Source organism: Butyrivibrio sp. NC3005, from assembly GCF_000424545.1.
Classification (GTDB): Bacteria; Bacillota; Clostridia; order Lachnospirales; family Lachnospiraceae; genus Butyrivibrio.
The window spans coordinates 1-12,401 of record NZ_AUKC01000028.1; the positions used below are offsets into that span (position 1 = coordinate 1).

General features: G+C 36.9%; 9 protein-coding genes. All 9 read left to right on the forward strand.

Annotation, left to right across the window (positions count from 1 at the left end):
• Window positions 1-352 precede the first annotated feature (352 nt).
• The 9 genes from G634_RS0108655 (at window position 353) to asnB (G634_RS0108695) (ending at window position 12,401) form a co-directional block, all read left to right on the forward strand.
• Window positions 353-1,669 carry a nucleotide sugar dehydrogenase gene (locus G634_RS0108655; RefSeq protein WP_026504957.1) on the forward strand — a complete coding sequence of 439 codons (1,317 nt, stop codon included), beginning with the start codon at window positions 353-355 and terminating at the stop codon, window positions 1,667-1,669.
• 83 nt (window positions 1,670-1,752) lie between these two features.
• The gene (locus G634_RS0108660; RefSeq protein ID WP_026504958.1) at window positions 1,753-2,727 is read left to right on the forward strand and encodes an SDR family oxidoreductase; all 975 of its coding nucleotides are present in this window, start codon (window positions 1,753-1,755) and stop codon (window positions 2,725-2,727) included.
• 14 nt (window positions 2,728-2,741) lie between these two features.
• Window positions 2,742-3,518: a DUF2334 domain-containing protein gene (locus tag G634_RS18565; RefSeq protein WP_051233782.1), complete on the forward strand. Its 777-nt coding sequence runs from the start codon at window positions 2,742-2,744 to the stop codon at window positions 3,516-3,518.
• On the forward strand, window positions 3,482-4,864 hold the full coding sequence (locus G634_RS0108670; RefSeq protein WP_051233783.1) for a glycosyltransferase family 1 protein: 1,383 nt from the start codon (window positions 3,482-3,484) through the stop codon (window positions 4,862-4,864). Before G634_RS18565 ends, G634_RS0108670 begins: the two co-directional genes overlap by 37 nt.
• 14 nt (window positions 4,865-4,878) lie before the next feature.
• On the forward strand, window positions 4,879-6,027 hold the full coding sequence (locus tag G634_RS0108675; RefSeq protein WP_035799430.1) for a glycosyltransferase: 1,149 nt from the start codon (window positions 4,879-4,881) through the stop codon (window positions 6,025-6,027).
• A gap of 11 nt (window positions 6,028-6,038) precedes the next feature.
• On the forward strand, window positions 6,039-7,142 hold the full coding sequence (locus G634_RS0108680) for a glycosyltransferase (protein WP_035799433.1): 1,104 nt from the start codon (window positions 6,039-6,041) through the stop codon (window positions 7,140-7,142).
• Window positions 7,143-7,167: 25 nt separating this feature from the next.
• Window positions 7,168-9,123, forward strand: a complete 1,956-nt coding sequence (asnB, locus tag G634_RS0108685; protein WP_026504962.1) for an asparagine synthase (glutamine-hydrolyzing) — start codon at window positions 7,168-7,170, stop codon at window positions 9,121-9,123.
• A gap of 23 nt (window positions 9,124-9,146) precedes the next feature.
• Complete coding sequence (locus tag G634_RS0108690) at window positions 9,147-10,403, forward strand: glycosyltransferase (RefSeq protein WP_026504963.1); 1,257 nt, start codon at window positions 9,147-9,149, stop codon at window positions 10,401-10,403.
• Window positions 10,404-10,412: 9 nt separating this feature from the next.
• Window positions 10,413-12,401, forward strand: a complete 1,989-nt coding sequence (gene asnB / locus G634_RS0108695; RefSeq protein ID WP_026504964.1) for an asparagine synthase (glutamine-hydrolyzing) — start codon at window positions 10,413-10,415, stop codon at window positions 12,399-12,401.

Below are 12,401 nucleotides of genomic sequence, written 5' to 3' on the forward strand. Positions count from 1 at the left end.
TTGTAATATTTCATGAGCAGAACTGTTTATAAACGTTGGTTCTTAGATGCTGTCTTTTAGCATCTTATGAACCATTACGTTTATAATCAAGCGAAAGCGCGTCTGCGACGAAATATACAACCATCAAAACGGACTACATAAAAACAAAAATCTATGACTTTTTGTCACTTTCATTCAGAAACTCGCATTTACTGCGAGTTTCGTGAGAACAAAATACAAGTGGCAAACTGGTCCAAGGCGAAGCCTTTTTAAATGGCCAGTTTGCTTAGTTTTTGGAATTAAGTGACAAAAATCAATTAAATAACTATGTATAACATAAAATGTACAGTAGAGACAAATGGAGGTTTATGTCATGGGTTTATATGAGAAGCTCTTGGCTGGTGAAGAAAAGTTATCTTTGGTTGGCCTTGGTTATGTTGGAATGCCAATTGCAGTTGCTTATGCCAAAAAGATAAAGGTTGTTGGTTATGATTTTAACGCAGCTAAGATTGAGTTATATAAGAAGGGATTTGATCCTACAAGAGAAGTGGGAGACGAGGCAATCAGTAAGTCATCTGTTGATTTCACTGCTGATCCTGAGAAACTTAGAGAGTGTAAATTCCATATCGTTGCAGTTCCTACGCCTGTAAACGATGATCATACACCGGATTTGTCGCCTGTAGAGGGTGCAAGCCATACACTTGGTAAGTATCTTACAAAAGGTTCTATTGTTGTATATGAGTCTACAGTTTATCCAGGAGTAACAGAGGATATTTGTGTTCCGATTCTCGAGAAAGAATCCGGACTTAAGTGCGGAGTTGATTTCAAGGTTGGTTATTCTCCAGAGCGTATCAATCCGGGTGATAAGGTTCACAGACTTGAGACTATCACAAAGATTGTATCTGGAATGGATGAAGATACTCTTGAAGAGGTGGCAAAGGTTTACAGTCTCGTAGCACTTGCAGGCGTTTACAAGGCTGAGAATATCAAAACAGCAGAGGCTGCAAAGGTTATCGAGAACAGCCAGAGAGATATCAATATAGCATTTATGAATGAACTTTCCATGATTTTCAATAGAATGGGAATTGATACTCAGGCTGTTTTGAAGGCAGCAGGCACAAAGTGGAACTTCCTTCCGTTTAGACCAGGTCTAGTAGGCGGACATTGTATCGGAGTTGATCCTTATTACCTTACCTATAAGGCAGAGGAACTTGGATATCATTCACAGATTATTCTTTCCGGTCGTCGTATTAACGATGATATGGGTAAGTATATTGCAGAGTCACTTGTTAAAAAGCTTATTGCAAATGATATTGCGGTTAAGGGTGCAAAAGTGGCAATTCTTGGATTTACATTCAAGGAGAACTGCCCTGATACACGTAATACTAAGGTTATTGATATTTATAGAGAACTTCAGGAATATGGTATTACACCTATTGTAGTAGATCCTGAGGCAGATGCCGATGAAGCAAAGAGACTTTACGGAATTGAATTTAATACTATGGAAGCAGTAAAGGATATGGATGCAATTGTTATTGCAGTTGCGCACAAGGAGTTTGCACCTTTAACATCTCAGGAAATTGCTGCTTATTATGATAAGAAGCATGCAACAAAGGTTCTTATGGATATTAAGGGAATCTTTGATAAGAATGATTATAAGATGCCTGAATTTGATTATTGGAGACTTTAATTATCATTTGATTGTTACTGCAAGGGCGCAGTGAAAGGAAAAAGCTTTTACTGCGCCTTAAGTTTTTTTATAGGAAGGGTATTATGAGTTACGAACAGTTAGTATTTCCAGAGAATAGTACATTTTTGGTAACAGGTGGAGCAGGTTTTATTGGTTCTAATATTGTTGAAGCTTTGTTAAAAAAAGATATGAATGTAAGAGTATTGGATAATCTCTCTACAGGACATATTGAAAATATCAAACCATTCATGGATAATCCGAGATTTACATTCATTCAGGAAGATATCCGTGATTTGGACAGCTGCATGAAAGCTACAGAAAACGTTGATTTTGTTTGCCACGAAGCAGCATGGGGATCTGTACCTCGTAGTATTGAGATGCCTCTTTTATATGAAGAAATCAACATTAGAGGTACACTTAACATGATGGAAGCTTCCAGACAAAATGGTGTAAAGAGATTTGCTTATGCATGCAGTTCATCTGTATATGGCGATTCAACAAAGCTTCCTAAGCGTGAAAGCGAAGAAGGAAATGCACTTTCTCCATATGCACTTACAAAGCAGACAAATGAGAGATACGGAAGACTTTATAAAAAGTTATATGGTCTTAATACATATGGTCTTAGCTATTTCAATGTTTTTGGCCGCCGTCAGGATCCAAATGGTGCTTATGCCGCAGTTATTCCTAAGTTCATCAAGCAGCTTTTAAATGGAGAGCGTCCTACTATTAATGGTGACGGAAGACAGAGCAGAGATTTTACCTATATCGATAATGTTATTGAAGGTAATTTAAGAGCATGTCTTGCTTCTGAAGATGCTGCAGGTGAGATGTACAATATCGGTGCTGGCGGAAGAGAGTACCTTATTGATGTTTATCATGATATTTGTGATGCTCTTGGAGTTTTTGTTGAGCCCGTATTTGGACCGACAAGAGCAGGCGATATCAGAGATTCAAATGCAGATATTTCAAAAGCAAGAGCAAATCTTGGATATGATCCTTCCTATGATTTCAAGGCAGGAATTGCTCTTGCAATTGAATGGTACAAACAAAATCTTTAATTGAGGGATGAGATTTGAAAATAGCTATTCGCATGGACGATATCACTCCTGATATGGATTATCAGAAGTTTGAGCGTTTTATTAGTCTTTTAAAAAAATATAATGTTACAGCTCTTTTGGGGATTGTTCCTGATAATAAGGATGCAAAACTTAGTATTGATATGCCAAGATGTGATTTCTGGGATGAAGTTCTAAAACTTCAAGAAGAAGGTTTTGTATTGGCGATGCATGGGTATAATCATGTCTATACTACTAGAAAAGGCGGACTTATTCCTCTTAATCATCAGTCAGAATATGCAGGATTATCTTTTGAAAGACAAGACGAGATGATTAGAAAAGGAAAAGAGATTTTAGAAAGTCATGGAATAAAAACAGATTTTTTCATGGCTCCATCTCATACCTTTGATAAGAATACATTAAAAGCGCTTAAAAAGAACGGCTTTTTACGGATTACAGATGGTTTTGGAGACTGTCCCTATGAATATATGGAAATGATTTTTTATCCTATTTCATTTAGGAAAAGCAAAGCATTGTCAACTGCAAGAAAAGGAACCGTAACTTTTGTGGTCCATGCTAATACTATGAAAGAGAAGGAATATGAACAGTACGAGAAGATATTATCAAGCGGTAAGGTAATATCTTATGATAAGCTTTTAGAGCAGAAAATCTGTAAAAAGAAAACTTTGCACAGAGTAAAAGAGTATGCTATGGCAAGTTTTAAGTATCACGTTCGAACGATTATGGAGATGAAAAAATGGGTGATTACAATGAAGAAGAACTTCTCGAAATAAGAGAGAAGGTTAAAGAACCAATAAGAGTGCTTCATGTTTTTGGACGTCTTGGATTAGGCGGTGCTGAAAGCAGAATAATGGATTTGTATCGCAACATTGACCGCTCAAAGATTCAGTTTGATTTTCTGGTTCATTGTGATACACCGGTAGAGGGCAATAAGTGTCCTAGTTCAGACGAACTTATGGCAGTTAGAAAGCCTGATTATTTTGATGAAGAAGTATTAAGACTTGGTGGAAGAATATATGCAGTTCCGCGTTTTGAAGGCTTCAACAAGAAAACCTATGAAACAGCTATTGACCGTTTTTTTGCAGAACATCAAGGCTTTTGGAGAGTGGTGCAGGGACATATGACTAGTACCGCGGCTATTTACCTACCTATTGCTAAGAAATACGGAGTATTGGTGACTGCATCACATGTTAGAAGCGCAGGCGCTGATCCAGGATTAAAGGGACTAGCAACTAATTTTTTGCGCAGACCATTCAAAAAAGAAGGGGTGGCAGATTTTTATCTTGCCTGCACAGAGAACGCTGCAAGACATGTGTATGGAGACAGACTTGTGGATGAAGACAAGGTTGTGATTATTCCAAACGCAATCAATGTCAGAAAGTTTTTGTATAATCCTTCCAAAAGAGAAGAAATTCGTAGAGAACTTGGGATAGAAAATGCTATTGTTATAGGTCATGTTGGTCGTTTTCATTATGCCAAGAATCATGAATTCTTGGTAGATGTTTTTGCAGAAATGCTGCGCCTTATTAAAGAAGATAAAGACAATAATTATCTGATTATGTATGGACTTCCTTTGAAATTAATGCTACTTGGAGAAGGTCCTCTTCAGAATGATATAAAGAAAAAAGTTGAACAGCTTGGAATAGGTGATAAGGTAATGTTCCTTAATAATCACAGCAATGTAAGTGATTATTATCAGGCTATGGATTATTTCTGTTTCCCGTCGCGTTATGAAGGTCTTCCAGGGACAGTAGTCGAGGCTCAGGCTTCAGGCTTGCAATGCCTTATTTCTGATACTATTACACCAGAAGTAGATATTACTCCTTTGGTAGAAAGAATGTCATTACAAGAAGGGGCACTTGTTTGGGCAAAGAAAATAATGTCGGATTTAACAGGAAGTATTCCGGATAAATCAGTTAAAGAAGCTGGTGAATCTTCCGTAACTGAGGAAGAGAAAATAGCTGACAAATTAGACCTTGATTTCCCAAAAGAGCGTTACCTTGACAGGGCAGAAAGTGGCGAGTATATTGCTCAGATTATTCAGAATGCAGGATTTGATGCAAAAACTCAAGCTGACATGATGAGCTTTTTTTATGAGAAAGGACAATTTCCGTATTGAAGAACGTGTTACTAATGGTACCGCGCCTTTGGCAGGGAGGCCATGAGGCGGTGTGTGTACAGACAGCAAGATATCTTGAAGAAGAGGCAAATGTTTCTATTCTGATATTTGATGATTACAAAATACATTACGATATTACAGGCCTTGATGTTGTAAATATTAATGTGTCTGCAGCATCTGGAGTTTTAAATAAATTTATAAATATTTATAAGCGTATTAAAGCAGTAAAAAAGATAAAAAAAGAAAAGAATATTGATGTTACATATTCTTTTGGTTCATCTGCAAGTATTATAAACGTATTAAGTAGGGTAAAGGACAGAATTGTTGTAGGGTTTCATGGCGGAATAATGTTAGAAGACCATTTCCTTACAAAGCTTTTTTGCAGAAAGAGTGATGCGGTTATAGCTGTCTCTAAAGAAATGACTAAAACTTTGAAGAAAAACTTTGGCAAAAAGAACGCTTACTGTATTTATAATCCTTTTGATTTTGATATCATTGATAAAAAATCAAATGAAGAAGTTTTGGATATGCCATTTTCTGATAGTGATAGGGTAATTGTTACAGTTGGGCGAGAGGATGATCAGAAGGGCTATTGGCATTTGTTAAAAGCATTTTCAATGGTTAGAAAAGTGTATGACAATGCAAGACTTCTTGTTATTGGAAGCGGAGATTTTACTGCATATAAGAAACTTTGCGATGATTTGAAAATAAGTGACAGTGTTGTATTTACCGGGGTAAAAAAGAATCCTTTTTGTTATGAGAAAAAGGCAAGTGAATATGTTCTTACCTCTAATCATGAAGGTTTCCCTGGAGCACTGGTAGAAGCAATGTCTCTGGGAATACCTGTTATTGCAACTGACTGTAAAACTGGTCCAAGAGAGATTTTGTTATCTGACAGGCAGCAGGAAAAATACAAGGCAAAAGGCAGAATTACTAGAAGAATAGATGGTGAGTATGGAATACTGATTCCTGATTTGTCGCATACACCTGATTTTAATGCAGGAAATATAACGCAAGAGGAGCAAAATCTTGCCAGCTGTATGCTAGAGCTTTTTGAAGATGAAAAACTGGCATCTAAGATGGCTAAAGCTGGTAAAGATCATGTTGAAATCTATTCAAAAGAGCATTATGTTAAAAATTTGAAGAAAGTATTAGGTATTTAATTAAAAAAGCGATGAAAATAGCATTTCATATAAATTCCCTTGGACTTGGAGGGGCAGAGCGGGTAGTCACAAATCTGGCCAATAGCTTTGCTAAAGACGGATTTGAAGTAGTGATAGCTACAGAGTGGACAGCTGATGAAGAATATGTGCTCGATGATAGTGTAAAGAGAGTTCATGTAGGTCTTAAGAAAAGTGATGAGAAAAAGACAAGAGCTGTAAAATTCATAAAAAGAGTGAAGTACCTTCATGATTTTATGAAAACAGAAAAGCCTGATGTACTTATTGCTTTTATGCACCGCTCCATTTATAGAGCTCTTATGGCAGAGATTAACACTAAAGTTTCTGTGATTATTTCTGTAAGAAATGATCCTAAAAAAGACTTTGTAGCCTTTACAGATAAACTTCAAACATTTCTTTTGATGGGAAAGGCAAAAGGAGCAGTCTTCCAGACTAAAGAAGCCCAAAGCTTTTTTGGACAAAATCTTCAGAAAAAGTCTACAATTATATTAAATCCTTTAAATGATAAATATATTGGACTTCCTTTTCCGGAAAAAAGAACTAAAAGAGTTGTAAATGTTGCTCGTATTGCAGCTCAGAAAAATCATCTTCTGCTTATAGATGCTTTTGAAAAAGTTCATGAGAAACATCCAGAGGTTGTACTGGAAATATACGGTCCAGACGGCGATGATGATATGCCTGTTAAGGTCAGAGAAAGGCTTGAAAAGGGTAATTTAAAAGATTACATAAAGCTCATGGGTGCAAGTTCTACCCTTGAAAAAGATATTATTGATGCGAGCGTTTTTGCGTATTCATCAGATTATGAAGGTATGCCTAATGGTGTTATGGAGGCAATGGCAATGGGACTTCCTGTTGTATGTACGGATTGTCCTTGCGGAGGCCCAAGAACTTTGATTAAAGATAAAGAAAATGGTCTGTTAGTACCAGTAGGAGATGCCAATGCTCTTGCAGATGGAATAAACTTTATGCTGGATAATCCGGATAAAGCTGATAGAATGGGACAAGAAGCAAAGAAACTGTGTGAGATAGCAAATAGTGATGTTGTTTATAAAAAGTGGAAAGATTATGTTTTTTCCCGAGTACGAGTAAACGGATAAGTAAGGATAAAGGGCAGCGTAGAATATGTGTGGTATTTGCGGATTTTTTTCAAAAAACTTGATAACGACAAAACAGCTTAGCGTTATGAATGACACTATGATAAGGCGCGGTCCTAATGACAGCGGAGTTGAGATATATGAGGCTTCAAATGGATATAATGTTGGCCTTGCACAAAGAAGACTGTCTATTCAGGATTTGTCTCCTAATGGTCATCAGCCAATGAATTCTCCTGATAATAGAATCAGTGTTGTTTTCAATGGGGAAATCTACAATTTTCCAGAGTTAAAGAAAGAGCTGTCTGATTATCCATATAAAGGTGGAAGTGATACCGAGGTTATACTGTCAGGATATCTAAAATATGGTATAGATTTTGTAAAGCGCATTCATGGTATGTTTGCAATTGCTATCTATGATAGAGAGACAGAGAAACTGTATCTTATTCGTGACAGGGTAGGTGTTAAGCCGTTATATTATTGGATAAAAGATGAAAACATTGTGTTTGGTTCTGTACTTGCACCTATTATGCAGTGTCCGTTTTTTCATCCGCAGATTAGAAAAGAAATAATTTCAAGATATTTGTTTCAGCAATATATAAACGCCCCAGACACTATTTACAAAGATGTGTATAAACTTGAACCTGGAATGGTTCTTGAGTTTGATAAGGGTCAGATAAAAAAGTGGAAATACTGGGATGTTAAAGAAGCCTATAAGGAAGGTAAATCTCATCAGGTAAGAAACTATAACGAGGCAAAACAGACTTTAAAACGTCTGTTAAAAGAAGCAGTATCAAAACGTATGGTTGCTGATGTTCCGATTGGAACATTTCTTTCCGGAGGATATGATTCTTCTCTTGTAACAGCTATTGCACAGGAGTTGTCTGATGAGCCGGTTAAGACTTTCAGTATAGGGTTCGAAGATAAAAGATATGATGAATCTGAGTATGCCAGAGCAATATCAGATTATTTAGGAACAGATCATACTGATATCAAAATAGATGAAGACGAGATGTTAAGGCAGGTAGTAAGTATTCCTCAATATTTTGATGAACCTTTTGCTGACAGTTCTCAGATTCCTAATATGCTGGTATCAAGACTTGCAAGAGACAAGGTTACGGTTGTATTAAGTGGAGATGCAGGAGATGAATTCTTCTGCGGTTATAATATATATGCAAATCTTGCCAAAGCCCAAAAGCTTGATTTATTAGGTGCAGCTGCATGGAGAGTGGGAGATTTTAAACTAAAAAATAATCAGAAACTTTTGGATAAATATCCTTTCAAAGTAAGAGCTATTGCCCAGAATAGAGATATTGAGACTAAGTGTCAGCTTGCATCAGAAGCCTATATTAGGGTTTCGAATGCTTTTATTAGCGGCAAGCAAGAGGATGACATACAGATGTTTGCAGGAGAATACAGGGAACTGTCAGAGACATCTTTTCTTCAGGAAAAAGGTATTATGATTCCGTGTCGTTATCCAATTGAGTCAACATATAATGAAGATAACTGGGTTATACGACGTATGCTTCTTGATATGGATACATATCTTCCAGGAGATATTCTGTGTAAAGTTGATAGGGCTACGATGAAGTATTCTCTGGAAGCAAGATGTCCTATTCTAGATACAAGTGTTATGGAATACTCATATCGTATTCCACAGAAATTTAAATACTATAAGGGCGATAAGAAGCACATTTTAAAGGATATTGCATATGACTATATTCCAAGACAACTTCTTGAACGTCCTAAGAAAGGATTTTCTGTGCCACTTGACACATGGCTTAGAGGACCGCTTAAGACACAGCTTTTAGATTACAGCGGAACAGATTTTTTGAAAAAGCAGGGATTGTTTAATCCAGAGTTTGTAACAACTTTTATAGATAAATACCTTGAAACCGGAGATAAGGGTCCATCTTCTGGAGCTAATTTTTCTCAGATAGCCTGGTCGTTTTTTGTATTTCAGAAATGGTATGACACCTACCATTAATTTTTGTTAGAGAGGTTTTTGGTTTGAAGAAAAAGAAGCTTGCATTTTATATAGGTTCATTGCAAAAAGGTGGAGCCGAGAGAGTTATGGTCAACCTTGCAGAGTATTTTTTTAATCAAGGATATGATGTAACACTTGTGACTACGTATCTGGCATCTAATGAATACGAGGTGGAAAACGCTGCCTGGGAAGTTGAGAAAATAGTTTCAAAAGAAAAAGCCTATGTGCTCGGAACAAAAGACAGCAATGTAAGTTTGGCACAGGTTCTAGGAGATGTTAACGTCAGAGCTATAGTAAAAACAAGAGCTGATGGCGGAATAAAGAGAGTTTTCTCGGCTGCAGAAGATAGCGATTTAAGTAGAGTCAAAGGTTTTATGGCCAGATTTAATAGGCTTCGAAAAATTTGGAAAGACCTTGAGCCAGACCTTATTCTCTCTTTTCTTGGTAAAACGAATATTATGGCACTTCTAACTAGTAGAAAACTTGGAATTCCGGTTGTTGTATCAGTTAGAGCAAAGCCTTCTGAAGAGTATAACGGAAAACTTATGTGGAATAGTATGCGGTTGTCCTTTTTATTTGCTAAAGGGGTTGTTTTGCAGACAAATGGAGCCAAAAAGTGCTTTCCAAAGAGTATTCAGAAAAAATCTGTTATACTTCCAAACTCTATAAATCCAGCATTTATAGGTAATGCCTTCTTTGGAGAAAGGCAAAAAAGTATCGTAACAGTTGGAAGACTTGATTATAACAAGAATCAGAGAATGTTAATAGAGGCGTTTTCGAAGCTTTCAGATAAATACAGTGACGTAAAGATACATATCTATGGGGATGGCCCAGATAGAAAAGAACTTGAGAGACTATCAGCTGATCTTAAGTTAAATATAAGCAGCCAAAAGGCTGATAAAACGCTTGACAGAGTAATTTTCGAGGGACAGGTAAGCGACGTATATGCAAGAATTCAGAAAGCGGGAATTTATGTTCTTACCTCAGATACAGAAGGAATGCCCAATTCTCTTATCGAGGCTATGAGTTTGGGAATTCCGTGTATTTCAACAGATTGTCAGTTTGGACCATCAGAACTAATAGAGGATGGGAAAAATGGCTTACTTGTAAAGGTAAGGGATACCGATTCATTGACTAGAGCTTTAGACAGACTTTTAAGTGACAGTGAGTATTCAAAGAAACTTGGAAAAGCAGCAGCTGATATCAGTAAGTTGTATGCTCCAGAAGTTATTAATAGCAAGTGGAAGGACTACTTTGATTTTTTGATAGAAAGGAAATAATCTTAGATTATGTGTGGAATCGCAGGACTTTTAAACTTTAAAGGCGATAGCAGAAAAGTTATGGCTGCTATGAATGAGCATATGAAAGATCGCGGACCTGACAGTAACGGAATATGGTCTGATAATGACTTTCCGGTTACGCTTGGACATCAAAGGCTTGCAATTCGTGATTTGACACCAGGCGGTGCCCAGCCTATGTTATCGCATAGTGAACGTTTTGTGATGGTCTACAATGGCGAGATTTATAATATCGAGGAGCTTTTGGATAAACTTGTAAAAGAAAACTTTGTAAAGGCTTCTGATTTCAGGGGAACATCAGACACAGAGGTTCTTCTTGAAGGGATAGAATCAATTGGATTATATGAAACACTTTCTATGTGCAAGGGAATGTTTGCGATAGGTCTTTATGACAGAAAAGAAAAGACATTGACACTTGCAAGAGACAGAGTAGGAGAAAAACCTCTGTATTATGGTTTTATTAACAAGGATATCTTTGCTTTTGCATCAGATATAGGATGTTTTAGAGAGATTCCCGAGTTTAATAACGATATTAACAGGGAAGTACTCCCAACATATTTTAGTCATGGATATATTCCTGCACCATACTCTATTTATCGGGATATTTATAAATTAGAACCTGGCACTATACTTACTATTCGTGCTCCTTTTGAGTATTTTAATCCGATTGCAAATGGAGATTTAGATTGGTACTATTCGCAGGATAAAGCTTCAAAAGATAATACAAGTGATTTGATAAGTAGTGAAAAAGGTCACTTTTATACTGTTTACTGGTCGATGAAAGAAAAAGCCTATTATGGCCAGACGCATCTTTTTAAAGGATCTTTTGAAGAGGCGGCAGATGAACTTGAAAAACTTATGAAGAGTGCGATAAAGGGACAGATGATATCAGATGTCCCGCTTGGAGCTTTTTTGTCAGCAGGAATTGATTCAAGCTCAATAGTGTCTGTAATGCAGTCTATTTCATCGAATAAGGTTAAGACCTTTACAATAGGAATGAATGAAGAGGGCTATAACGAAGCAACAATTGCAAAGGAAATTGCCCACATACTAGGAACAGATCATACAGAAATGTACATTACTGACGCTGATGCAAAAGCAGTAATACCAAAACTTTCCAATATGTTTGGTGAACCTTTTGCTGACAGTTCTCAGATTCCTACATATCTTGTCAGTAAAATGACAAGAGAACATGTAACTGTATCTCTTAGCGGAGATGCAGGAGATGAGCTTTTTTGCGGATATACTTCCTATCGTTCAATTGAACGAATCTGGAATAAGATGGGAAACATCCCATATCCTTTAAGGAAAGCTGTTGGAAAGGCGGTAAGTGCAAGTCCTCTTTCAAAGAAAGAGATTATTAATATAAAGTCTCATCTTCTTCAGGCAAAGAGCCCTTCAAATCTGCATATGATAGAGCAGGATCCATGGATGCTGGGACTTGGAATTGCATCACCTGATGAGAAGATTAGTTATGGAAAAGATTTTAAATATGCTGTAAATGCATTAAAGAATGCAGATATTGAGACAAATCATGAAGTTATGCTCATGGATATGACTATGTATCATCCAGATGATATACTTACTAAGGTTGACCGAACATCCATGGCAGTATCTCTTGAAAGCAGAGTGCCATTCCTTGATAGAGATATTGTGGAATTTGCATGGACGCTTCCAATCTCTTATCTTCGTGATGAGAATGTTGGAAAGAAAGTTCTTAGAAATGTTTTATACAAATATGTCCCGCAGTCACTTATGGATAGACCAAAGAAAGGTTTCTCCATACCAATCGATACCTGGCTCAAAGAGTCAGAACTTAAAGGATGGGCAGAGGATTTACTTGATAAGAATAAAATCAGACAGGAAGGATTCCTTAATGCTGATGTTGTCGAAAGTCTGTGGAAAGGACTTCTTTCTGGAAATGAATGGAAGCCGCAGATATGGTATATTCTTATGTTCGAACAGTGGCTTAGAGGATAA